Source organism: Pseudomonas sp. P116 (assembly GCF_020149425.1).
In the GTDB taxonomy this organism is placed as follows: Bacteria; Pseudomonadota; Gammaproteobacteria; order Pseudomonadales; family Pseudomonadaceae; genus Aquipseudomonas; species Aquipseudomonas anatoliensis.
Genome location: NZ_JACVHB010000005.1, coordinates 404,677 through 427,691, shown reverse-complemented (window position 1 = coordinate 427,691; position 23,015 = coordinate 404,677). Strand labels below are relative to the sequence as shown.

The window sequence follows — 23,015 nt, the reverse complement described above, 5'->3', positions numbered from 1 at the left end:
GATAACGTGACAGGGTGTTACCGGTACACGCCGTCCTTGCCATGCCCGGCCATGGCGCGATTGCTGCGCAAACTGATCATCTGCTTGATGTCGATCCACTCGATGCCCTGGGCTTTGAGTTTGGGCAGCTCGCGTTCCAGCACTGCCAGGGTCTGTGGGTATGGATGGCCGATCATTACGGCTGAACCTTGTTTGCGCGCCAGACTGATTGCCGTCTGCAACTGCGTGAAGATCGCAGCTTCAGTGCGCTCGTCATCAAGAAAAACATCCCGCGAAACACTCGCCAGATCAATTTTCTGCGCCTGCTGGGCGGCCACGGTCTGTGCACTGGTGCGGCTGTCGACGAAGAACTTGTGACGGCGCTGCAACTCGCCCATCAACCACGCCATGGCCACGGGTTGCGCGGTCATGCGGCTGCCCATGTGGTTATTGATGCCAGCGGTGTAGGGGACCCTTTTGAAAGCGGCGTTGAGGCGTTTTTCGAGTTCTTCGATCGGCAGTTCGGGATGCCAGGCGTAAGGTCCGGTAGCCGGATCCATCGGCATGTGCAGGATGACGATCTTGCCGGCGCTGTGGGCTTCGCGGGCAAACTCGGTGGCGTGCGGGGTGTCGGGCATGATCGCGGCGGTCACCGGCCCGGGCAGGGCCAGCACACGGCGATCCCGGGGCAGGTTTTGCCCCAGGTCGTCGATGATCAGCGTCAGGTAGGCTTTGTGAGGCGTTGAGCTGGCGGGTTGTGCGTTAGCAGCACCCGCCAGACAGCACAACAGAACGAAGACGAAACGCAAAGACATCCTCAACGGCCGGACGTAATGCTCAGGCCTTTGAGCAGGCTCAGGGCCTGGGCCAGTTGGTAATCGTCATCCTGCGGCATGGCCTTGGCCTTGCCTGCGGAACCGCTTGGTTTGTCGGCGCCGCCGTTGCCGTTGCCCAAGTGGCCTTGCAGATCGGCTTCCTTGAAGTATTCGCTGTCCGCCTCGCTGGTGATCTTGGCCTTGCGCACTTCGATGTCCGGGACGATGCCCTGAGCCTGGATCGAACGGCCATTCGGTGTGTAGTACAACGCGGTGGTGATCTTCAGTGCGCGGTCGTTGTTCAGCGGCAGCACGGTTTGTACCGAGCCTTTGCCGAAACTGGTGGTGCCCATGACCACCGCACGTTTCTGATCCTGCAGGGCACCGGCGACGATTTCCGACGCCGAGGCGCTGCCGCCGTTGATCAGCACGACCATCGGCACCGCTTCGCTTTCATCTTTGCCGGTGGCAGAGAAGCGCAGCTCGGAGTTGGCGATCCGGCCTTTGGTGTAGACGATCAGGCCTTTGGTGATGAAGTGGTCGACCACTTCCACCGCTGCCTGCAACACGCCGCCCGGGTTGTTACGCAGGTCGAGAATGATGCCGTTGAGCTTTTTGCCGTTGTCTTTGCGCATCTTCGCCAGGGCCTTGGAGACCTCATCACCGGTCTTGACCTGGAACTGAGTGATGCGGATGTAGCCGTAGCCCGACTCCAACAGCTGCGCCTTGACGCTTTTCACCTGAATAACGGCGCGCGCCAGGGTTACGTCGAATGGCGTGCCACCGTCGCGCACCAGAGTCAGGGTGATTTTCTGGCCGATCTTGCCGCGCATCTTGTCCACGGCTTCGGTCATGGTCTGGCCGCGAGTCGGCTGACCGTTGATCTTGACGATGAAGTCGCCAGCCTGAATGCCGGCCTTCGACGCTGGCGTGTCATCAATAGGCGAGACGACTTTGATAAAGCCGTCTTCGGCGCCGACTTCAATGCCCAGACCGCCGAACTCACCGCTGGTGCTTTCCTGCAACTCGGTGAAGTCTTCAGGGCCGAGGTAGGCCGAGTGCGGATCAAGGTTGCTGAGCATGCCCTTGATCGCGTTTTCCAGCAGGGTCTTGTCGTCCACCGGCTCGACGTACGCGGCTTTGATCCGGTCCATGACCTCGGCAAAAGTGCGCAACTCTTCCAGCGGCAGCGGGGCCTTGGAGGTCGCAGCTGTGCCTGCCGGAGCGACGGCCGGAGCCGGTTGAGCGGCGAACGCCAGAGGCGCGCCGATCACCAGGGCGATCGTCAGGGCCAGCGAGGTAAGGCGGGACAAATGCAGCATGTCGAACGAACTCCTAATGTTGGTGACTCAACGCCTATCCTTGCGCGCGGCACCATTGCGCCGGATCACTCGGGTGACCCTGCTGACGAATTGCGAAATACAGCGCTGATGTGTCCTGGCCGCCACTGTTACCGACAGTGGAGATGGACTCACCGGCTTTAACCACGTCACCCGCCGACTTGAGCAGTGTCTGGTTGTGACCGTAAAGACTCAGAAAACCATTGCCGTGATCGAGGATCACCAGCAACCCGGCGCCGCGCAGCCAATCGGCAAACACCACGCGCCCACCATGGACGGCATGCACCTGGCTGCCGGCGGAGGCGCTGATCATCACGCCATCCCACTTGGTGCGGGCGTCGTCGCCACGGCTTTCACCGAAGCGTGCCAGCAGTCGACCATCAACCGGCCATGGAAGTTTTCCCCGGGTTGCCGCAAAAGCTCCACCAAAGGTTTCGCCACTGCTGGAAACCAGCGCGCCGGGAGACGATTTGACAGGCTTTCGTGGGGCGTCGCTGGTGTCCGATTCTGTATCCGCGTGGGCTTGCGCCTCACGCAAACGCTTTTTTTCCGCTTCCTGCTGGGCGATCAGCGCTTTCTGTCGCGCTTCTTCTGCCTCACGGGCCTGACGGGCCAGGGTTTCTTCAATGGTTTTGAGGACTTTAGACAGGTCTGCCTGATCCTGCTCGCGCGCGGCGAGTTTCTGGTCGCGGGCCTTCACGTCGTCATTGAGCTTGGCGAGGGCTTGCTGGCGCTCCTTGCGAACCTTGTCGAGCTCGTCGCGGCGGGTGTCGAGGTCGCTTTTCTGGACCAGCAACTGCGCCTGCTGCAAGCCGATGTCTTTTTCGACATTGGCTAATTGGCGCAGGGTTTCGTTGAAGTTTTTCAGCTGCTCCAGGCGGGCCTGGCTCAGGTAATCGTAATAGGTGAGGGTGCGGGCAAACTTCTCGGGATTCTGCTGGTTGAGCAGCAGTTTGAGGTACTCCTGACGGCCGTTCTGATAGGCCGCACGGGCCTGGATGGCGATCAGTCGTTGTTGTTCAGTGCGCGCGCTCTGGAGTTTTTTTTTCTCTGCATCGAGTCGCTGTAGCTCGGATTCGCTTTTCTGCAGTTCTTTCTGCAGCGCATCGACCTGCTTCTGCAGCTTGCCCAGCTCGGTCTCGGTGCCCTTGAGCTCTTTCTGTACGCCGGACTTTTCTTCCTGAACCTTGCTCAGCAGCTTTTTCAGCTCGGCAATGTCCTGACGCGTGGCGTCCAACTGTTGTTGGGTTTGCGCGCGCTCGTCAGCGAAGGCCGGTTGGAGCAGGCAAGTCAGAGCGAGGGCAATCAGGACGCGAAGCATAGGGGCGGGCGGCACCAGGGTAATGGACGGCCTAGTATGCCCGCCCGAGGCCGCAAAAAAAACGCCCAATTGGGGCTGTGTGATAACTGGCCGGAGATACAGCTGCAAATAATCTTTGAAACCACCCTAGACCAATGTGGGAGCTGGCTTGCCAGCGATGGCGTCTGAACATTCAACATAGCTGTTGGCTGTCAGATTGCTATCGCTGGCAAGCCAGCTCCCACAGGGTTTTGCGGTGTTTTGGCGAGTCGGGTCAGACCAGAATCGAAGTCCCGGTCATTTCCGCCGGTTTTTCCAGACCCAGCAGCTTGAGCATGGTCGGCGCCACATCCGCCAGTACGCCGCCTTCACGGACCTTGAGATCGCGTTTGCCCACATAAATGAACGGCACCGGCTCGGTGGTGTGTGCGGTGTGCGCCTGGTGAGTTTCTTCATCAGCCATTTTTTCGACGTTGCCGTGGTCAGCGGTGATCAGCGCTTCGCCACCCACCTTGTCCAGTGCTTCGACGATGCGCCCGACGCAAGTGTCCAGGCATTCAACCGCTTTCACTGCCGCGTCAAACACGCCGCTGTGGCCGACCATGTCGCCGTTGGCGTAGTTGACCACGATCACGTCGTAGCGTTGGTTTTCAATGGCGTCGACGATGCGGTCGGTCACTTCCGGCGCGCTCATCTCCGGCTGCAAGTCGTAAGTGGCGACTTTTGGCGACGGGATCAGGATGCGTTCTTCGCCCGGGAACGGTTCTTCACGGCCGCCGGAGAAGAAGAAAGTGACGTGGGCATATTTCTCGGTTTCAGCGATGCGCAGCTGGGTTTTGCCATTTTTCGCCAGATAGTCGCCCAGCACGTTTTCCAGGCTGCCCGCAGCGAATGCCGACGGCGCAGGAATGCTCGCGGCGTATTGAGTCAGCATGACGAAACCGGCCAGTTTTGGCTGGCGCGCGCGCTCGAAGTCCTTGAAATCGTCTTCGACGAAAACGCGAGTCAGCTCGCGGGCGCGGTCGGCGCGGAAGTTCATGAACACCACGGCGTCACCGTCTTCGACTTTGACCGGTTCACCGATGGTGGTGGCTTTGACGAATTCGTCGCTCTCGCCACGGGCATAAGCGGCGTCCAGGCCTTCCTGAGCGGTGGCAGCGTTGAATTCGCCGTTGCCGTCGACGATCAGGTTGTACGCCTGGGCCACGCGATCCCAGCGGTTGTCACGGTCCATGGCGAAGTAGCGGCCGACGATGCTGGCGATGCGGCCCTTGCCGAGTGCCTGGAACGTCGCATCGAGCAGTTCGATCGACGAAGCGGCGCTTTTGGGCGGCGTGTCGCGGCCGTCGAGGAAAGCGTGCAGGTAGATTTTTTCGGCGCCGCGCTTGAAGGCCAGTTCGGCCATGGCAATCAGGTGATCCTGATGGCTATGCACGCCGCCCTCCGACAGCAGGCCCATGAAGTGCACGGCTTTGCCGGCAGCCACGGCTTTATCCACAGCGGCGCAGATGGTCGGGTTCTCGAAGAACTCGCCGTCGCGGATCGATTTGGTCACGCGGGTGAAGTCCTGATACACCACACGACCGGCGCCGAGGTTCATGTGGCCGACTTCGGAGTTGCCCATCTGGCCGTCCGGCAGACCGACGTCCATGCCGCTGCCCGAGATCAAGCCGTTCGGCTGGTTGGCCGTCAGGCGATCCAGCACAGGCTTCTTCGCCGCAAAAACGGCATTGGATTCGGGGCTGTCGCTGTGACCGAAGCCGTCGAGAATGATCAGGACCAAAGGTTTAGGCGTGGTAGTCATGGAATCCACTCGTGGCTGATAAAGAAGAGGGCGATGGAAAAGGGAGTTGGAGTTTAAAGCGAAGTTCCGACCGCGTCACCGCCGGACGGGGTTTGGCCCACCATAGTGGCTGTGTATACTGGCCGACATTTTAACGCCCTGGAACCTCCTTCGATGGTTGCTCACCTGATTGAATTTGCCACTAACCACTACATTCTTGTCGGTATCTTCGTCGTACTGCTGGCTCTGCTGCTGGCGCACACGATGCAGGGCGGCGGTAAAAGCCTGAGCACCGGTGAGCTGACCGCGCTGGTCAACAAAGATGCAGGCGTGGTGGTAGACATTCGTACAGCCAAGGATTTCGCTGCCGGCCACATCGTTGGCGCGGTGAATATTCCCCAGGACAAACTGGCCGCACGCGTCGCCGAGCTGGAAAAGCACAAGGCCAAGACCATCATTCTGGTCGATGCCCTGGGCCAGACCGCCGGCACCCACGCCCGCGAACTGATGAAATCCGGCTTTACCGCCGCCAAGCTGTCCGGCGGGATCTCCAGCTGGAAAGGCGACAACCTGCCGCTGGTGAAGTGATATGAGCGAAGTCATCGTCTACTCCAGCGATTACTGCCCTTACTGCTCGCGAGCCAAGTACCTGCTCGAGAACAAAGGCGTGGCCTTCAAAGAGATCAAGGTCGATGGCAAGCCGCAGGTGCGTGCCGAAATGGCCCAGAAAGCCGGACGCACGTCTGTGCCGCAGATCTGGATCGGCAGCAAGCACATCGGCGGCTGTGACGATTTATTCGCCCTGGAACGCGCCGGCAAGCTCGACGCGTTGCTCAAGGCCTGAACGGCTGCACCCACGTACAGCACTCCCTAAAAGACCCAAGATCAGAAAGGATCTGAGATGACTGACCAACAGAACACTGCAGCCAGCGAAGAAGAAACCGCACCGCAATTCTCCTTGCAGCGCATCTACGTACGCGACCTGTCCTTCGAAGCCCCGAAAAGCCCGGCGATCTTTCGCCAGCAGTGGGACCCGGCGGTCGGTCTGGATCTGAACACCCGTCAGAAAGAACTGGAAGGTGATTTCTACGAAGTCGTACTGACCCTGTCCGTTACCGTGAAAAACGGTGAAGAAGTCGCCTTCATCGCTGAAGTGCAACAGGCCGGTATCTTCCTGATCAAGAACCTGGACGCGGCTTCGATGAGCCACACCCTGGGTGCGTTCTGCCCGAACATCCTCTTCCCGTACGCTCGCGAAACCCTGGACAGCCTGGTAACCCGCGGTTCGTTCCCGGCGCTGATGCTGGCTCCGGTGAACTTCGACGCCCTGTACGCGCAAGAGCTGCAGCGCATGCAGGAAAGCGGCGAGACGCCAACCGTTCAGTAAACGGTGAGTAACGCCCCATGAAAAAAGCGCCTTCAAACGGCGCTTTTTTCATGGGGCAAACGAAACCTTCGTGTAGGAGCTGCCGAAGGCTGCGATCTTTTGATCTTGATCCCCGAAAAACAAGATCAAAAGATCGCAGCCTTCGGCAGCTTCTACAGAGGATTGATAGATCCGCTGCGGTGTTATTTAAAGTCGTTCTGCCGCCACGCTTCGTACACGGCCACTGCCACGGTGTTGGACAGGTTCAGGCTGCGGCAGCCTTCACGCATCGGCAGGCGCAGGCGCTGTTCGGCCGGCAGGGCGTCGAGCACTTCTGGTGGCAAGCCTCGGCTTTCCGGGCCGAAGATGAACGCATCGCCCGGGACGAACGCGGCATCATGAAACGGCCGCGAACCCTTGGTGGTGAACGCGAACAGGCGTGGATTGCCTAAACTTTCCAGGCAGCTGGCGAGGTCGGCGTGGCGTTGCAGCGTGGCGTATTCGTGGTAGTCGAGACCGGCCCGGCGCAGGCGCTTGTCGTCCATCTCGAAGCCCAGCGGTTCGATCAAATGCAGGTGGCAGCCGCTGTTGGCGCACAGCCTGATAACGTTGCCGGTATTCGGCGGAATTTCTGGTTGAAAAAGGATGACGTGAAACATGCACGGCTCCGAAGGTAAAGATGACGCGCATTCTACGCCGCAAGCGGACTCGCGTTCGAAACTATTCCCGCGGGTGATCGGTTCGCTGGCGATTGTCGGTTTGATGATCGGTTTGATGATCGGTCGCCTGACCACGCCGGATCCAACCGTTTTGCAGCAGGTCGAGGTGATCGACGGTGGGCTGGTGGTGTGGTTCAACAACGAACCGAAACTGCACGGCGAGATCATCGACGGCACGGTGGCGCTGTTGTTTCAGGCGGATGGGCGGGCGCAGAAAGGCCAGTTCAAGCTCAATGGCAAGGATGTGAATTGGCGTACGCGAATGAGTGACGGCGGATTGTTGCTGACGGTGCTGGCGGCGCGGCCGCTGCAGGGAGATTGGGCCGGCAGCGAGGTCGATGACCGCTGGCGGCTGCAGATCCATCTGCGCGAGTAATAAAAGCGGGAATCCCTGACCTGCCTGTATCAGGGTTCCCAAAAGGCTGGACTTCGCTCAAAGCGTCAGTCCGGTGTAAAGAGGGAACCCCCGGCCTGCCTGTACCAAGGATCCCAAAAGGGTGAGCTCGCCGCGTTGCGGTGTGAGCCCGATGTAAAGAGGGGAATCCCCGGCCTGCCTGTACCAAGGTCCCCGAAACGGGTGGTGAAACGAATCACCTGTGAGAGGTATTGCAGGGGACGTGCCAGGTTTTCGCATTTTGAAACAGGAAATATCTACGGATATACAAAACCCCCGTTTTCCGGAGGTTTGAAGGGTTTTGACGCTGGACTTTCGGTTAGTTCAGACGGGATTTTGAAACGCCTGCCGTGCCCGGTTGCGGGTCATCGTGCATTGATGCGGTGCATGTAGACTCAAAAAGCATCGCCAGCAGGCTCACTCCTACAGAGATTTGAGGTGTTCACATGATTGTGAACCCCACACAGTCAACTGTAGGAGTGAGCCTGCTCGCGATTGGATGTCTCTGTCAGCGAAGACCCAAAGGCTGATTAACCCTCATCCCCCTCATCATCATCCCCACCATCGACCTTCATCCCCAATTCCTTGATCTTGCGCGTCAGGGTATTTCGCCCCCAGCCCAACAGCACCGCGGCATCACGTCGGCGCCCGGCGGTGTGCTTCAGCGCCGTCTCGATCATGATCCGCTCGAACGCCGGCACCGCGCTGTCGAGCAGGCTCGACTGGCCACGCGCCAACGCCTGATCGGCCCACTGGCGCAGCGCTTGCTCCCAGTTGGTCACTGGCGCCGAGTCCTGCGGCAGGTTGAGCAACTCTGGCGGCAAGTCGCTGATGTGCACTTCGCGCCCGGACGCCATGACCGTGATCCAGCGGCAGGTGTTCTCCAGCTGGCGCACGTTGCCGCCCCACGGCAGGTTCTTCAGATATTCCTCAGTCTCGCTTTTCAGCAACTTCGGCTCCACCGCCAGTTCCTGCGCAGCGCGGCTGAGGAAGTGTCGGGCCAGCGTCGGGATGTCTTCGCGACGATCCGACAGGCGCGGAATGTGGATGCGGATCACGTTGAGGCGGTGGAACAAGTCCTCACGGAATTTCCCGGCATGCACCAGGGTTTCCAGATTCTGGTGAGTCGCGGCGATGATCCGCACGTCAACCTTGACCGGCACATGACCGCCAACGCGATAGAACTCGCCATCGGCCAGCACCCGTAGCAAACGAGTTTGGGTGTCGGCTGGCATGTCGCCGATTTCATCGAGGAACAGCGTGCCGCCATCGGCCTGTTCAAAGCGTCCGCGACGCAGGTTGGCCGCTCCGGTGAACGCGCCTTTCTCGTGGCCGAACAGCTCTGATTCCATCAGATCCTTGGGGATCGCCGCCATGTTCAGCGCAATGAACGGCGAGGCCGCACGCGGGCTGTGACGGTGCAGGGCGTGGGCCACCAGTTCTTTACCGGTACCCGATTCGCCGTTGATCAGCACGGTGATGTTGGAGTGACTCAAGCGGCCGATGGCGCGAAACACTTCCTGCATCGCCGGCGCTTCGCCGATGATTTCCGGGGTGCGGGTCAGCGCTGGCACGACCTGCAGGCCTTGCTGTTCTTGCGCATGCTGATTGGCGCGCTTGACCAGCGAGACAGCCTCATCAACGTCAAACGGCTTTGGCAGGTACTCGAATGCACCGCCCTGATAGGAGGCAACAGCGCTGTCCAGATCGGAGTGAGCGGTCATGATGATGACCGGCAGCCGTGGGTGCTGCTCACGAATCCGCGCCAACAGGTCCAGACCGCTGGCACCCGGCATGCGGATGTCGGAGATGATCACGTCCGGCTGTTGACGGGCCAGGCGACTCATCACGCCATCGGCGCTGTCGAAGCTCTGGGTGGTCATGCCTTCCTGCTGCAGGGCCTTTTCCAGAACCCAACGGATAGAACGGTCGTCATCGACGATCCACACGGTTTCACTACGGCTCATGTCGATGTGGCTCCTTGTTCCAGTGGCAGAAAGATCGAGAACGTGGTGTGGCCTGGATGGCTGTCACATTCGATCAGACCCTGGTGCTGGCTGATGATGTTCTGGGTGATGGCCAGGCCCAGCCCGGTACCGTCCGGGCGGCCGCTGACCATGGGAAAGAAAATGGTTTCCTGCAGTTCCGCAGGAATGCCCGGGCCGTTGTCGATGATCTCGATCTTGGTCACCAGACGATGGCGGACGTGGCCGATGGTGAACTGGCGCATGGTCCGGGTACGCAGGCTGATGCGGCCCAGACGCAGCTCGTTCTGACTGCTTATCGCCTGCATCGCATTGCGCACGATATTCAGCACGGCCTGGATCATTTGCTCGCGATCGATCAACACGTCGGGAATGCTTGGGTCGTAATCGCGCACCAGCGTGATGCAGCCCTGGCTTTCGGCTTCGACCAGATGGCAGACGCGCTCGAGCACTTCGTGAACGTTGCACATGGCCAGCGACGGCAGCTTGTTCGAACCCAGCATGCGGTCGACCAGATTGCGCAGGCGATCAGCCTCTTCAATGATCACGTTGGTGTAATCGCGCAGGCTTTCTTCCGGCAGCTCGCGGGCCAGCAATTGCGCGGCGCCACGGATGCCGCCGAGCGGGTTCTTGATCTCATGGGCGAGGCCGCGCACCAGCATCTTGCTGGTTTCCTGCTTCGACAGCTGCGCCTCTTCCTTGGTGATCCGCAGCAGGCGGTCACGCGGGTGGACCTCCAGCAGGAGCAGGGTCGCGCCGTTGCTGAGGATCGGCGTCACCGCGTAATCCACCGTCAATGTCTGACCGGTGAGGGCGGTGAGCATGGCTTCGCGCTTGGTGAACGGGTGCGCCTGTTCCACGGCCTGGCGCAACGAATTGAGCGCCTCGGCAGACTCGGTGAACAGCTCACTGATGAACTGCCCATGGCTGCGCTGACCGCTGATGGCCAGCAGCATCTCCGCTGCCGGGTTCATGTACTCGAGGCGCAATTCGGCATCAAGCAAGATTGTGGCAGTGGTCAGGTTGTCGAGCAGCAAGCGTGGGATTGCGTCGCTAATAGTCATCAAGGCCTCTTTTGGGGGCGGAGCGTGCGCAAGAAACAAGCGTGTGTAGATGGAAAATGCAAAAACCAAACCAAGGCTCCGAAAAGAAGCGTTCAACCCCTGAAACGGGCGTTTGACGCTCGTTTGCGTGGCGTTCTGCCAGCTTGATCGGGAAGTTTCGAACCAAAATGGGATGGAATGTGAGTACGGTGCAACCTATTGCACCAATATAGTGCGCAAAGCTGAATGGCGTTAGAAGAAACGCAGGAAAGGATTTTTCGGCTCTTCGGGTTTGTCTTTCAGCGGACACTCGGGGCGCACGCCGTAGTCCTCTGTGGTGCAGGGCTTGACCTGGCGTTTTTGCGCGAGCGAGATGCGCAGCATGTGGAAGGGTTGGTTGGCGGTGCGCTCGACGGTGCGGCCCTGAGCATCAAGGATTTCCACCGAGAGGCTATGGCTGCCACGGTCGATATTGCTCAACGGAAAAACCGGACTGACGCCGGGCTCGCCCGTGGCCTTGCCGTCCAGCAGCAAGCGATAAAAATGGCCCTTTTGCAGGCGAGGTTCACTGGTGATGCTGACAATCAGCTCACCGGCACTGCTGCGAATGGTCGCGTCAGGCTCGGGCACCAGAACGCGCAGCATGTCGTAATGAAACGGTGGTTGTTCCGGGGATTTTTTCGCGGTGGTCATCGGCGCAGTAGCCGTTGGGTTAGCCGGCATGCGATTGCTGGTGGCCAGCGGCACACGCTTGGCGTTGCCGCGTGGTTGATCGGTGTAGACACGATTGCCTTGCGCGTCGATATAAGTGAACACCTCGGCCGAGGCGTGCAGTGCCGTCATGGCCAGCACGGCGATCAGCCATGCGCGGATCATGGCTTGTGCACCCGTTGAACGGTGAAGACTACTGGCGGGCTCTGTTGGACGATCGTTTCGCCATCGATCACCTGCACCGCCAGACGATGTTCGCCGCGATCGATATTCACCAGTTGCAGGATCGGCACGTTGCTCGGCTGCCCGTAAGGCTCGTCGTCCAAAACCAGCCTTAATTGATGCGGCGTTTGCAGGCGCGGCTTGATCAGCACATTGACGGTGAAGGTGCCGTTGTTGGCGCGCAGGGCTTCTTCAGTGGGCAGGCCGGTCAGTTCCAGCACTTCATACGCATTGGGCTCAGGCTGGGGGTTGTCCGTCTCGACGGGTGGCGGCGTGCTCGGCGTTTGCGATTCGACACGGTTGAGCGGCGGCAACTCCACCGGCTGCGCGTCGACGCCGTCCGGCGAATGATCGCTGTACACCGTGTGGCCGTTGGCGTCGGTGTATTTGTAGATCTGCGCGTGGGCGGGCAGAGCGATTGCCAGCAGCAGGAATAGAAAACCACGACCCATGGAATCGACCGATCAACAATGAGATTGGCTTGCAGCATAGGCCAGGGTCGGCGGTAAGCCTAACGGAGACAACATCCGCTCACACAAACCATCCCGGTTTTGCCTGTTGCTCAACTGCTGAAGTTGAGCATGCGTTTCTGCTTTCCGACGGGCGCTACGGGGCTGGGGCAGCCTTCAGGGCCGGGGTAGGTTTGTTTTCCGGTATCGTCGTACTGGATCGCACAACCGACCGGCCCCTTGTCGTAAAACGCCCGGCTTTTGACCACGCCGTTGCGGTAATAGCAAAGCTGTTCACCGGCCAGATCACCGCCGTATTCGTAGCTTTTGACTTGTTGTTGGTTGACGGTCATCCAGCTGAAGCCCACCGAGTTTTTCTGGCATTCGATCTGGCCGTTTTCGTAATACGTGCGCACGGTGATCTGGTCGTTTTCACCGATGATCTTTTCGCGGGTCTTATTGCCGGTTTTGTAGTCGTAACTGACTTCGGCCTGGCTGCTGCCAAACAAAAAATCCGTTTCATTGGTCAGTTTGCCGTGGGTGAACGTACGAAATTTTCCACAGCGATCAATGGTCGGGCCGTTCTTGTCGAAGCGGCACCAATTGGATTCCTCATAGATCACTTCATTTTCGTCGTAGCGTTTCATCAGGCCGATAAAGCGCCCCGCTTCAAAGCGTCCAACTGTGGCAGGTGTGCCGTCGTGCAGAAAGGTCAGATAGGGACCTTCGCGCTCTCCGTTATGCCAGGAAATATCGTTCATCAGCACTTGGCCGTCGTCGCTGTAACCCAGCGATCGGCCTTCGAGTTTGCCGTTTTCGTAGGACTGCAAGTAGAGCCGTTTACCGCTTGGGCTGTAGCCCTCGCGAGTGCCAGTTAGTACGCCAGCCGTGTAATGCTCGATCAACGTCACGACACCGCTGGCATCGGTGTCGCGTAACTCGCCATCCTTTTTGCCGGCAACGAAGTTCACTGTCTGGCTGTGGCCTTTATCAGCCTTGAGCGTCCACAGACCGCTTTGCACGCCATTGTGGTAAAAACCGGTGCCGGCTTCGGTCACCCAAGGGCCTTCGCGCTGATCGTTGATAAAATTGCCACGCACGGTAATAGTGCCAGTGATTTCTTCACTCGGGCCATCGAGTACGCCACGCCTGTATGTCTGGAACCCAGTCGTCGTGTTATCGGGATCGCCATCGTCGAGGATCGTCCAGCGCCCCTCGCGTTCACCGTCAACGTACTGGCCGGTCAAGGTCTTCGAATATTCGGTTTCGACCCATTCACCCTGTCGCTTGCCCGCCACATAGTGACCGCTGGCCGAGTATTTAGACTCCTTGGCGAAATACCAGACACCCACGCGCACGCCTTTTTCGTATGAGCCTTGGCCGCTGATTTCGCCGAAATTGAAGGAAACCGAATCGCCATCCTCGCTACCGCTGAAAGTAGCGGGTGCGGTTTCCCAGGCTATGCGGCTGACCTGGTAGTTGTAGAGCATGCGATTGCCGTCGTTAAGGGACGTATTGATGCCGCGCCAAAACGTGACGGTGAGAAAACGCCCGTTTTTTTCCTGATAGGTTTTTTTGAAATAGTACTGACCAGTACCGGGCGTGTTGATGTCGAGTGGTTTGGTCTGTTCATCGAAATAACCGACCAGCGCTCCTACGGTGAGATCGAGTTGGTCAAACTCGGGAATGCCCGATTGCTCGTAGTGGAAGCGATAGTTGATCGGCGTGAGCTGCGCCACTGCTTTCTTGATTGTGAGGGCGTCGAGCCGCTTCCGGCTTTCGGCGATTCGGTCGAGGGCTTTTTGCAGTCCTGTGACGCGTGTGTAGAAATGGCTGCTGGCGTCGTATTTGTAGGCGTAAATCCGGTATTTCGTTTGCTGCTTGAAGAGCACTAGGCGGATGGGATCTTCGCTGTCGAGTTGCGTCAGGAACACGGATTCGATCGAGGCCTGGCCGAAGTCATCCAGCCGTTGTGGGCTAGCCTCTGGCTTGTCGCATACGCAGTAATAGCCTTTGACACCGCCGGCTTCTTTGATAAATGCCAGAGTGGCCGAGCTCTCCTGCAAACCCTGAATCAGCGGATGAGCCAGCGTTTTGTTTTCATAAAACTCGGCCGCGTTAACAGTCTGGCTGGCGAGGCTGGCCATCAGGGTCAGAGCCCATAACCACTTCATGCGAATCCCTTCGTCAAGGCGCCAGTCGCGGCGCAGAGGCGGCGGATTATCCATGGATGAGCGCGCACAAAAAAGGCCTCCCGAAGGAGGCCTCTTTTTGTCACGCCGCGTAGCGCGGCGCTACCGGATCAGCAGCTGTAGTACAGCTCATATTCCAGTGGGTGTACGAAGGTGCGGACCTTGATTTCTTCTTCGGATTTCAGCGCGATGTACGCGTCGATGAAGTCGTCGGAGAACACGCCGCCCTTGGTCAGGAACGCACGGCCCTTGTCCAGCTCTTCCAGGGCTTCTTTCAGGCTGCCGCAAACTTGTGGGATCTCTTTCGCCTCTTCAGGCGGCAGGTCGTACAGGTTTTTGTCGGCAGCATCGCCTGGGTGGATCTTGTTCTGGATACCGTCCAGGCCGGCCATCAGCAGTGCTGCGAAAGCCAGGTACGGGTTGGCAGCCGGGTCCGGGAAACGTGCTTCGATACGACGGCCTTTAGGGCTGTTGACGTAAGGAATACGGATCGAGGCGGAACGGTTGCGAGCCGAGTAGGCCAGCATTACCGGCGCTTCGAAGCCTGGCACCAGACGCTTGTAGGAGTTGGTGGCCGGGTTGGTGAAGCCGTTCAGTGCCTTACCGTGCTTGATGATACCGCCGATGAAGTACAGAGCGGTTTCGGACAGGCCGGCATAGCCTTCGCCAGCGAAGGTGTTCTTGCCATCTTTGGAGATGGACATGTGTACGTGCATACCCGAACCGTTGTCGCCGTACAGCGGCTTCGGCATGAAGGTAGCGGTGCGGCCGTAAGCGTCGGCAACGTTGTGTACAACGTATTTCAGAGTCTGAACTTCGTCAGCTTTCTTCACCAGGGTGTTGAACTTGACACCGATTTCGTTCTGACCGGCAGTCGCCACTTCGTGGTGGTGAACTTCAACGGTCTGGCCCATTTCTTCCAGTGCGTTGCACATGGCAGTACGGATTTCGTGGTCGTGGTCGAACGGCGGAACCGGGAAGTAGCCGCCTTTGACGCCTGGACGGTGACCCTTGTTGCCGCCTTCGATGTCCTGGTCGGACATCCACGAACCTTGTTCGGAGTAGATCTTGAACATCGAGCCGGAGATGTCCGACTTGAATTTCACTTCGTCGAAGATGAAGAATTCTGGCTCTGGGCCGGCGAAGACGGTGTCACCGATACCGGTGGTCTTCAGGTATTCCTCGGCGCGGTGAGCAATGGCGCGCGGGTCGCGATCGTAACCTTGCATGGTCGACGGTTCGATGATGTCGCACACCAGGATCAGGGTGGCGTCTTCGGTGAACGGGTCGAGCACGGCAGTTTCGTCGTCCGGCAGCAGGATCATGTCGGAGGCTTCGATGCCTTTCCAGCCAGCGATGGAGGAACCGTCGAACATCTTGCCGACTTCGAAGAAGTCGTCTTCCAGCGCATCGCGAGCCGGCATGGTCACGTGGTGCTGAGTGCCTTTGGTGTCCGTGAAGCGCAGATCAATCCACTTGACGTCATGATCTTTGATGAGTTGAACCGACTTCGACATAGTGTCCTCCGGGTGAATTAGGGCGGGTAGTGGATGCCCTTAATAGTGGTGATGCCGGCGCGAATACTCTGCCAAGGCAACCTGCCTCACAAGGGAGCAAATTGCATGCCAGTGCCCCAGCATGGGTTTTTTGCCCCAAATTCACGCTTATTAAAGTGCAAAGCGCCCTGATGCAGAAATTATCGCCCTCTAATGTAGCGTCTTAATCTCAAAATGACCCGTTTTGGTGCGTGCGAAACCTTCTGCATATTAACTGGTTAAACCTTGAGCAATTTCCGCTATAATCCGCGCCCCCCTTTTTCGGCTGGCCCTGCGCGCGCTGTTTTCATGAAACTAATCGTAAAAGTCTTCCCCGAGATCACCATCAAGAGTCGACCTGTCCGGACGAAATTTATCCGCCAGTTGGCCAAAAACATCCGCGCCGTGCTCCGCGATCTGGACCCGGCTGTGGTGGTGAACGGTGTGTGGGACAACCTCGAGCTGGAAACCCGCGTTACCGACGCCAAAGCCCTGAAAGAGATGGGCGAACGCCTGATGTGCATGCCGGGCATCGCGCACTTTTTGCAGATCGACGAGTACCCGCTGGGCGACTTCGACGACATCACCGAAAAGTGCAAGGAACACTACGGCGCGGCCTTGGCCGGGAAGATTTTCTCGGTGCGCTGCAAGCGTGCGGGCAAGCACGCGTTCAGCTCGATGGACGTCGAAAAATACGTCGGCAGCAAGTTGCGTCGTGAGTGCGGCGCCGCCGGAATCGACCTGAAAAAGCCGGAAATCGAAGTCCGTATCGAAGTTCGCGACAAACGGTTGTTTGTCATTCACAGCCAGCACAACGGCATCGGCGGTTACCCGCTCGGCGCTTTGGAGCAGACGCTGGTATTGATGTCCGGCGGCTTTGACTCCACCGTTGCGGCCTACCAGATCATGCGCCGCGGCCTGATGGCGCACTTCTGCTTCTTCAATCTGGGCGGTCGTGCCCACGAATTGGGCGTGATGGAAGTCGCGCACTTCATCTGGAAGAAGTACGGCAGCTCGCAACGCGTGCTATTTGTCAGTGTGCCGTTCGAAGAAGTGTTGGGCGAAATTCTCGGCAAAGTCGATAACAGTCATATGGGCGTCGTATTGAAGCGTATGATGTTGCGCGCGTCCTCTGTCATCGCCGACCGCCTGAGCATCGATGCGCTGGTTACCGGCGAAGCGATCTCCCAGGTATCGAGCCAGACGCTGCCGAACCTGTCGGTGATCGACTGCGTGACCGACAAGCTGGTCCTGCGCCCGCTGATCGTCGCGCACAAACAGGACATCATCGACACGGCCAACGAAATCGGCACTGCCGATTTTGCCCGGCACATGCCGGAGTACTGCGGGGTCATCTCGGTCAATCCGAAGACCGCCGCCAAGCGTGGCCGCGTTGAACACGAAGAGAAAGAATTCGACATGGCGGTGCTCGAGCGTGCGCTCGCCAACGCCAAACTGGTCGCCATTGATCGAGTGATCGATGAATTGGGCCAGGATTTGCAAATTGAAGAAGTCGGCGAAGCACTGGCCGGTCAGATCGTCATCGACATCCGTCACCCGGATGCCGCTGAAGACGAACCGCTGGAGCTTGCCGGCATAGAGGTACAGACGATGCCGTTCTATGCAGTGAACGCACGTTTCAAGGAACTGGACCCTACTCGCCAGTACCTGCTGTATTGCGACAAAGGCGTGATGAGTCGCCTGCATGCCCACCATTTGCTCAGTGAGGGGCATGCCAATGTGCGCGTTTATCGACCGAGCTAAGTGCCCGGGGCTGTTTGCCTGTGGCCTGCGTCACCGGCCCCCCGACACCGCCGTCAAGCTGTAACGGCCATGCCGGACACTACTGCTAATCGCTGCCAAGACTTGTCAGCAAACCGAATCCTCTGATCGAGATACACAAGTGATCGAAAATCTACGCAACATCGCCATCATTGCCCACGTTGACCATGGTAAAACCACCCTGGTAGACAAACTCCTGCGTCAATCCGGCACTCTGGAGCGCAACGAGCTCAACGACGAGCGCGTGATGGACTCCAACGACCAGGAAAAAGAGCGCGGTATTACCATTCTGGCGAAAAACACCGCCATCAACTGGAACGGCTACCACATCAACATCGTGGACACCCCGGGCCACGCCGACTTCGGCGGCGAAGTTGAACGTGTAATGTCGATGGTTGACTCCGTTCTGCTGCTGGTTGACGCTCAAGACGGCCCTATGCCGCAAACCCGTTTCGTGACCAAGAAGGCTTTCGAAGCCGGCCTGCGTCCGATCGTGGTCATCAACAAGGTTGACCGTCCAGGCGCGCGTCCGGACTGGGTTCTGGACCAGATCTTCGACCTGTTCGACAACCTCGGTGCTACCGAAGAACAACTGGACTTCCAGGTTGTTTACGCCTCGGCCCTGAACGGCATTGCCGGTCTGGATCACACCGACATGGCTGAAGACATGACCCCGCTGTACCAAGCGGTTGTCGATCACGTTCCGGCTCCTAAAGTCGACCGTGAAGGTCCGTTCCAGATGCAAATCTCGGCACTGGACTACAACAGCTTCCTGGGTGTTATCGGCGTTGGCCGTATCGCTCGTGGTAGCGTCAAGCCGAACACTCCGGTTGTTGCTATCGGTGCCGACGGCAAGAAGCGTAACGGTCGTATCCTGAAGCTGATGGGTCACCACGGTCTGCACCGTATCGACGTTGAAGAAGCTTTCGCAGGCGACATCGTTTGCGTCAGCGGTATGGACTCGCTGTTCATCTCCGACACCCTGTGCCACCCGGACACTGTCGAGGCGATGAAGCCTCTGACCGTTGACGAGCCAACCGTTTCGATGACCTTCCAGGTAAACGACTCGCCATTCTGCGGTAAAGAAGGCAAGTTCGTGACGTCCCGTAACATCAAGGACCGTCTGGACAAAGAGCTGCTGTACAACGTTGCTCTGCGCGTTGAAGAAGGCGACACCGCTGACAAGTTCAAGGTTTCCGGCCGTGGTGAGCTGCACCTCTCGGTACTGATCGAAACCATGCGTCGCGAAGGCTTCGAACTGGCCCTGGGCCGTCCTGAAGTGATCATTCGTGAAGTAGACGGCGTCAAGCAAGAGCCGTTCGAAAACGTGACCATCGACATCCCTGAAGAAGCTCAGGGCAAAGTGATGGAAGAGATGGGCCTGCGTAAGGGCGACCTGAGCAACATGGTGCCGGATGGCAAAGGCCGTGTGCGTCTGGAATACAACATCCCTGCTCGTGGTCTGATTGGTTTCCGTAACCAGTTCCTGACCCTGACCAACGGTGCTGGCATCCTGACCTCGATCTTCGATCGCTACGACACCGTCAAGTCGGGCCACATGTCCGGCCGTCAGAACGGCGTTCTGGTTTCGGTTGAAACCGGTAAGGCTCTGACCTACTCCCTGGAAACTCTGCAGGCGCGTGGCAAGCTGTTCGTTGAACACGGTCAGGAGATCTACACCGGTCAAATCGTCGGCCAGAACAGCCGCGACAACGACCTGGGTATCAACCCAACCAAAGGCAAGAAGCTCGACAACATGCGTGCTTCGGGTAAAGACGAAACCATCGCTCTGGTTCCACCAGTGAAGTTCACTCTGGAACAGGCTCTGGAATACATCCAGGAAGACGAGCTGTGCGAAGTTACTCCTAAGTCCATCCGTCTTCGCAAGAAGATCCTGGACGAAAGCGAGCGTACCCGCGCTGCCAAGAAAGCCAAGATCTAAGTAATTAGTTCAGGCTGAATGAAAACGCCCCCGGTCGAGAGACCGGGGGCGTTTTTGTTTGTCTGGAGTGTAAAAAGCAAAAAAGATCGCAACCTGCGGCAGCTCCTACATTGGAACGCATTTCCCTGTAGGAGCTGCCGCAGGCTGCGATCTTTTGATTTTTAGAACTTCTCGATCGCCCGAAAATTCTGCTCGCGCACCACTTCCTTCGGCTTGTACGCGCAATACCCCGGCCGTGGGCCGATTTTCGGGTGATTGCGGCAAGTGTCCGGGCGCTTGTCATAAATGGTGCACAGGCGGCTCTTACGATCCAGGTAGTAGCAATCGTTGTTGCTCATGCGCTGGAGGGTGAAGATGCCCGACTTCTGATTGAAGCGCTCGACCAGGCCTTCCTTTTGCAAACGCTTGGCGATGTTCTTCGGCGGATCGCCCAGTTCGAACTCGTCGACCACGCCGATGCGCACCAGATCCTTGATCTTGACCTCGACCGGCAGCGTGCAGCAGCTGGAGATACAAGAGCCACACATCGGGGCCGTATATTTGGCCCACGTATCGAGACGATCGATCTCGGCGGCGGCAATCAGGTTGGGCTTCATCATCGGGAGTTACCAGGCGTGTGCATCAGGGCGCGCGATCATACCGGGACTGGTGGATTTTTGAACAACCTTTCGCCAGATTTTTTCTGCGTGCAGGCATTTTGCCGAGCAATTCGGCACGGCCCCTGCATTCATTAGCTCATTCGCCAAGGTAATGCCGGGGCATCTCACCGTCTCCGGAAATACTGCCGAACCAGAGCCGCCGCCGTCGGTCAGACCGTCTAGGCTCAGACAATTCCCCGCTCGCCCGAGGTCGTATCGATGACTCAAGAACCACTAGTTCGCGAAGCAGAGGTGGCCGCATTCCGCGACGCCGTCTTGACCAAACTCACCTACGCGGTGGGCAAAGACCCTGATCACGCCTTCGACCATGACTGGTTCGAAGCCATTGCGTTGGCAGCGCGTGATCACATGGTCGAGCACTGGATGGACCACACCCGGCAGATCTACCGCAAAGGTCAGAAGCGGGTGTATTACCTCTCGCTGGAATTCCTCATCGGCCGTTTGCTCTACGACAGCCTGAGCAACCTCGGCCTGCTCGATGTGGCGCGTGAAGCCCTGACCGAACTCGGTGTCGATCTGGAGCGCATTCGCCTGCTGGAGCCCGACGCGGCGCTCGGCAACGGTGGCCTCGGCAGACTGGCGGCGTGCTTCATGGAAAGCATGTCGACCCTCGGCATTGCTGGCCACGGTTACGGTATTCGTTATGAACACGGTTTGTTCCGCCAGGCCATCGTCGATGGCTGGCAGCAGGAGCAGACCGAGCACTGGCTGGACTTCGGCAACCCGTGGGAGTTCGAACGTCCGGAAGTCGTTTACCCCATCGGCTTCGGTGGCAGTGTGGAAACCGTCACCGACGCCAGCGGCCAATCCAGGCAAGTCTGGTCACCCGCCGAGACCGTCCGCGCAATTGCCTACGACACACCTGTAGTCGGTTGGCGTGGGGCGAGCGTCAATACCTTGCGCCTGTGGCGTGCGCGGGCGATGGAAGATTTGCACCTGGAGCGTTTCAACGCGGGTGACCACCTGGGCGCTGTCGCCGAAGTGGCTCGTGCCGAAAGCATTTCCCGCGTGCTCTATCCGGCGGACAGTACCGAGGCCGGGCAGGAACTGCGCCTGCGTCAGGAATACTTCTTTGTCGCCGCCTCGCTGCAGGATTTGCTGCGTCGCCATCGCAACATGCACACGTCGGTGCTGACCTTGGGCGATCACGCCGCCATCCAGCTCAACGACACGCACCCCTCGATTGCCGTCGCCGAACTGATGCGCCAATTGGTCGACGTCTACGACGTGGCATGGGATGCGGCGTGGCAAGTGACGGTCGATACGCTGTCGTACACCAACCACACGTTGCTGCCCGAAGCGCTGGAAACCTGGCCGGTCGGTTTGATGGAACGCATGCTGCCCCGGCACATGCAGATCATTTACCTGATCAACGCCCAGCACATCGATTCGCTGCGCGCCAAGGGCATTCACGACTTCGACGTGCTGCGCGCGGTGTCGCTGATCGAAGAGGACAACGGTCGTCGGGTGCGCATGGGTAACCTTGCGTTCCTCGGTTCGCACAGCGTCAACGGCGTGTCCGGGTTGCACACGCAACTGATGCGCAAAACCGTGTTCTCCGAGTTGCACAAGCTTTACCCGGAGCGGATCAACAACAAAACCAACGGCATCACCTTCCGCCGCTGGCTGTACCAGGCCAACTCCGAGCTGACCTCGATGCTGGTTGATGCCCTCGGCCCGGATCTGCTCGATAACCCTGAAGAACGCCTGCTGGATCTGGAGCCATTCGCCGAGAAACCCGCGTTCCGCAAAGCTTTTGCCGAACAACGTCTGCACAGCAAAAAAGCGCTGGCTTATCTGATTCATGAACGGCTGGGGATCGCAGTGAACCCGGCGGCGATGTTCGACGTGCAGGTCAAGCGGATCCACGAATACAAACGCCAGTTGCTCAACCTGTTGCACACCGTGGCGCTGTATCAGGCCATTCGCGCAGAGCCGGAAATCGACTGGGTACCGCGCGTGAAGATCTTCGCCGGCAAGGCTGCGGCGAGTTATCACCAGGCCAAGTTGATCATCAAGCTGACCAACGACATCGCCCGGGTGGTGAACAATGATCCGACCGTGCGTGGACTGTTGAAAGTGGTGTTCCTGCCCAACTACAACGTCAGCCTCGCGGAGAGCATTATTCCGGCGGCGGACCTTTCGGAGCAGATTTCCACTGCCGGTTTCGAGGCGTCGGGCACCAGTAACATGAAGTTCGGCCTCAACGGTGCGTTGACCATCGGCACCCTCGATGGCGCCAACGTGGAGATGTGCGAGCGTATTGGCGCCGAGCACATGTTCATCTTTGGCCTCAGCGCGCAGCAGGTCGAAGCGCGCAAACAGAACCACGAGTTCAGCGCTGCGCCGGACATTGCGGAGTCCCATCGCCTCAACGATGTGTTGCAAGCGATCCGCAGCGGCGTGTTCTCGCCGGATGACACTTCACGCTATACCGGTTTGATCGATTCGCTGGTGGACTACGACCGCTTCCTGGTCTGCGCCGACTTCGACTCCTACTGGGAAGCACAGAAACGCGTCGAAGCGCATTGGCATGACGCTGATAACTGGTGGCGTTCGGCGGTGTTGAATACATCGCGGATGGGCTGGTTCTCGTCCGACCGGACGATCCGCGAATACGCCACGGATATCTGGAAGGCGCTGGAGTAACTTTCCGCTCGGCTCGATATACTGCGCGCCGGAAATGATCGCAGCCTCGGCAGCTCCTACAGGGGTTTACATAACCTGTAGGAGCTGCCGCAGGCTGCGATCTTTTTCGATCAGGCTGCGCTAATCTTCCCGGATTGGCCTTCGCGCTTA

General features: G+C 58.7%; 19 protein-coding genes. 7 read left to right on the top strand and 12 right to left on the bottom strand.

All coding sequences use genetic code 11. The annotated features are described in order from the left end of the window. Positions 1-17: 17 nt before the first annotated feature. From ICA15_RS19250 to gpmI, 4 genes are all read right to left on the bottom strand, one after another. The gene (locus ICA15_RS19250; protein WP_210554349.1) at positions 18-794 is read right to left on the bottom strand and encodes a divergent polysaccharide deacetylase family protein; all 777 of its coding nucleotides are present in this window, start codon (positions 792-794) and stop codon (positions 18-20) included. Between the two features lie 2 nt (positions 795-796). After that, positions 797-2,116 (bottom strand): S41 family peptidase, encoded by a 1,320-nt coding sequence (locus ICA15_RS19245; protein WP_150604025.1) that lies wholly within the window; start codon positions 2,114-2,116, stop codon positions 797-799. A gap of 34 nt (positions 2,117-2,150) precedes the next feature. Further along, the gene (locus ICA15_RS19240; protein WP_150604024.1) at positions 2,151-3,455 is read right to left on the bottom strand and encodes a murein hydrolase activator EnvC family protein; all 1,305 of its coding nucleotides are present in this window, start codon (positions 3,453-3,455) and stop codon (positions 2,151-2,153) included. A gap of 253 nt (positions 3,456-3,708) precedes the next feature. Further along, positions 3,709-5,238: a 2,3-bisphosphoglycerate-independent phosphoglycerate mutase gene (gene gpmI / locus ICA15_RS19235; RefSeq protein WP_150604023.1), complete on the bottom strand. Its 1,530-nt coding sequence runs from the start codon at positions 5,236-5,238 to the stop codon at positions 3,709-3,711. Positions 5,239-5,391: 153 nt separating this feature from the next. On the opposite strand from gpmI, the gene ICA15_RS19230 reads away from it, so the two are divergent. Genes ICA15_RS19230 through secB form a run of 3 tightly spaced genes read left to right on the top strand, consistent with a single transcriptional unit; the run spans position 5,392 to position 6,604 of the window. After that, entirely contained in the window at positions 5,392-5,805 is a 414-nt protein-coding gene (locus tag ICA15_RS19230) for a rhodanese-like domain-containing protein (protein ID WP_042557204.1), read from the top strand. A gap of 1 nt (position 5,806) precedes the next feature. Further along, positions 5,807-6,061, top strand: coding sequence for a glutaredoxin 3 (gene grxC / locus ICA15_RS19225; RefSeq protein WP_007909231.1), 255 nt, complete (start codon positions 5,807-5,809; stop codon positions 6,059-6,061). A gap of 57 nt (positions 6,062-6,118) precedes the next feature. Continuing rightward, positions 6,119-6,604 carry a protein-export chaperone SecB gene (gene secB / locus ICA15_RS19220; RefSeq protein WP_042557206.1) on the top strand — a complete coding sequence of 162 codons (486 nt, stop codon included), beginning with the start codon at positions 6,119-6,121 and terminating at the stop codon, positions 6,602-6,604. Between the two features lie 182 nt (positions 6,605-6,786). On the opposite strand, the gene ICA15_RS19215 is transcribed toward secB, so the two are convergent. Next, positions 6,787-7,242 (bottom strand): tRNA (cytidine(34)-2'-O)-methyltransferase, encoded by a 456-nt coding sequence (locus tag ICA15_RS19215; protein ID WP_003220777.1) that lies wholly within the window; start codon positions 7,240-7,242, stop codon positions 6,787-6,789. On the opposite strand from ICA15_RS19215, the gene ICA15_RS19210 reads away from it, so the two are divergent. Beyond that, entirely contained in the window at positions 7,241-7,678 is a 438-nt protein-coding gene (locus ICA15_RS19210; RefSeq protein ID WP_150604022.1) for a hypothetical protein, read from the top strand. The genes ICA15_RS19215 and ICA15_RS19210 overlap by 2 nt on opposite strands. 548 nt (positions 7,679-8,226) lie before the next feature. Here ICA15_RS19210 and ntrC read toward each other — a convergent pair. The 6 genes from ntrC to glnA all read right to left on the bottom strand — a co-directional run bounded on the left by ntrC (position 8,227) and on the right by glnA (position 15,815). Continuing rightward, complete coding sequence (gene ntrC, locus ICA15_RS19205; RefSeq protein ID WP_150604021.1) at positions 8,227-9,663, bottom strand: nitrogen regulation protein NR(I); 1,437 nt, start codon at positions 9,661-9,663, stop codon at positions 8,227-8,229. Further along, positions 9,660-10,745 (bottom strand): nitrogen regulation protein NR(II), encoded by a 1,086-nt coding sequence (gene glnL / locus ICA15_RS19200; RefSeq protein WP_150604020.1) that lies wholly within the window; start codon positions 10,743-10,745, stop codon positions 9,660-9,662. The genes ntrC and glnL overlap by 4 nt, the downstream gene beginning before the upstream one ends. A 231-nt stretch (positions 10,746-10,976) precedes the next feature. Beyond that, entirely contained in the window at positions 10,977-11,600 is a 624-nt protein-coding gene (locus tag ICA15_RS19195; RefSeq protein ID WP_210554348.1) for a DUF4124 domain-containing protein, read from the bottom strand. Next, positions 11,597-12,109, bottom strand: coding sequence for a DUF4124 domain-containing protein (locus ICA15_RS19190; RefSeq protein WP_210554347.1), 513 nt, complete (start codon positions 12,107-12,109; stop codon positions 11,597-11,599). The genes ICA15_RS19195 and ICA15_RS19190 overlap by 4 nt, the downstream gene beginning before the upstream one ends. A 110-nt stretch (positions 12,110-12,219) precedes the next feature. Further along, positions 12,220-14,280 (bottom strand): toxin-antitoxin system YwqK family antitoxin, encoded by a 2,061-nt coding sequence (locus ICA15_RS19185; protein ID WP_210554346.1) that lies wholly within the window; start codon positions 14,278-14,280, stop codon positions 12,220-12,222. 128 nt (positions 14,281-14,408) lie between these two features. Next, on the bottom strand, positions 14,409-15,815 hold the full coding sequence (gene glnA / locus ICA15_RS19180) for a glutamate--ammonia ligase (protein ID WP_150604017.1): 1,407 nt from the start codon (positions 15,813-15,815) through the stop codon (positions 14,409-14,411). A gap of 327 nt (positions 15,816-16,142) precedes the next feature. Here glnA and thiI point away from each other — a divergent pair, with 327 nt between their 5' ends. Together thiI and typA are read left to right on the top strand one after the other, a co-directional pair. Beyond that, positions 16,143-17,597: a tRNA uracil 4-sulfurtransferase ThiI gene (thiI, locus tag ICA15_RS19175; RefSeq protein ID WP_150617461.1), complete on the top strand. Its 1,455-nt coding sequence runs from the start codon at positions 16,143-16,145 to the stop codon at positions 17,595-17,597. Between the two features lie 139 nt (positions 17,598-17,736). Continuing rightward, the gene (gene typA, locus ICA15_RS19170; RefSeq protein ID WP_042557214.1) at positions 17,737-19,557 is read left to right on the top strand and encodes a translational GTPase TypA; all 1,821 of its coding nucleotides are present in this window, start codon (positions 17,737-17,739) and stop codon (positions 19,555-19,557) included. A 161-nt stretch (positions 19,558-19,718) separates the two neighbouring features. On the opposite strand, the gene ICA15_RS19165 is transcribed toward typA, so the two are convergent. Beyond that, entirely contained in the window at positions 19,719-20,156 is a 438-nt protein-coding gene (locus ICA15_RS19165; RefSeq protein WP_042557215.1) for a YkgJ family cysteine cluster protein, read from the bottom strand. 258 nt (positions 20,157-20,414) lie between these two features. Between ICA15_RS19165 and ICA15_RS19160 the strand changes: the two genes are divergently transcribed. After that, complete coding sequence (locus tag ICA15_RS19160) at positions 20,415-22,865, top strand: glycogen/starch/alpha-glucan phosphorylase (RefSeq protein ID WP_210554345.1); 2,451 nt, start codon at positions 20,415-20,417, stop codon at positions 22,863-22,865. Positions 22,866-23,015 lie beyond the last annotated feature (150 nt).

What these genes read in the sequence shown, in the direction of transcription:
- ICA15_RS19250 (WP_210554349.1), bottom strand. Translation starts at nt 794, where the DNA reads ATGTCTTTGCGTTTCGTCTTCGTTCTGTTGTGCTGTCTGGCGGGTGCT.
- ICA15_RS19245 (WP_150604025.1), bottom strand. Translation starts at nt 2,116, where the DNA reads ATGCTGCATTTGTCCCGCCTTACCTCGCTGGCCCTGACGATCGCCCTG.
- ICA15_RS19240 (WP_150604024.1), bottom strand. Translation starts at nt 3,455, where the DNA reads ATGCTTCGCGTCCTGATTGCCCTCGCTCTGACTTGCCTGCTCCAACCG.
- gpmI (WP_150604023.1), bottom strand. Translation starts at nt 5,238, where the DNA reads ATGACTACCACGCCTAAACCTTTGGTCCTGATCATTCTCGACGGCTTC.
- ICA15_RS19230 (WP_042557204.1), top strand. Translation starts at nt 5,392, where the DNA reads ATGGTTGCTCACCTGATTGAATTTGCCACTAACCACTACATTCTTGTC.
- grxC (WP_007909231.1), top strand. Translation starts at nt 5,807, where the DNA reads ATGAGCGAAGTCATCGTCTACTCCAGCGATTACTGCCCTTACTGCTCG.
- secB (WP_042557206.1), top strand. Translation starts at nt 6,119, where the DNA reads ATGACTGACCAACAGAACACTGCAGCCAGCGAAGAAGAAACCGCACCG.
- ICA15_RS19210 (WP_150604022.1), top strand. Translation starts at nt 7,241, where the DNA reads ATGCACGGCTCCGAAGGTAAAGATGACGCGCATTCTACGCCGCAAGCG.
- ICA15_RS19215 (WP_003220777.1), bottom strand. Translation starts at nt 7,242, where the DNA reads ATGTTTCACGTCATCCTTTTTCAACCAGAAATTCCGCCGAATACCGGC.
- ntrC (WP_150604021.1), bottom strand. Translation starts at nt 9,663, where the DNA reads ATGAGCCGTAGTGAAACCGTGTGGATCGTCGATGACGACCGTTCTATC.
- glnL (WP_150604020.1), bottom strand. Translation starts at nt 10,745, where the DNA reads ATGACTATTAGCGACGCAATCCCACGCTTGCTGCTCGACAACCTGACC.
- ICA15_RS19195 (WP_210554348.1), bottom strand. Translation starts at nt 11,600, where the DNA reads ATGATCCGCGCATGGCTGATCGCCGTGCTGGCCATGACGGCACTGCAC.
- ICA15_RS19190 (WP_210554347.1), bottom strand. Translation starts at nt 12,109, where the DNA reads ATGGGTCGTGGTTTTCTATTCCTGCTGCTGGCAATCGCTCTGCCCGCC.
- ICA15_RS19185 (WP_210554346.1), bottom strand. Translation starts at nt 14,280, where the DNA reads ATGAAGTGGTTATGGGCTCTGACCCTGATGGCCAGCCTCGCCAGCCAG.
- glnA (WP_150604017.1), bottom strand. Translation starts at nt 15,815, where the DNA reads ATGTCGAAGTCGGTTCAACTCATCAAAGATCATGACGTCAAGTGGATT.
- thiI (WP_150617461.1), top strand. Translation starts at nt 16,143, where the DNA reads ATGAAACTAATCGTAAAAGTCTTCCCCGAGATCACCATCAAGAGTCGA.
- ICA15_RS19165 (WP_042557215.1), bottom strand. Translation starts at nt 20,156, where the DNA reads ATGATGAAGCCCAACCTGATTGCCGCCGCCGAGATCGATCGTCTCGAT.
- ICA15_RS19160 (WP_210554345.1), top strand. Translation starts at nt 20,415, where the DNA reads ATGACTCAAGAACCACTAGTTCGCGAAGCAGAGGTGGCCGCATTCCGC.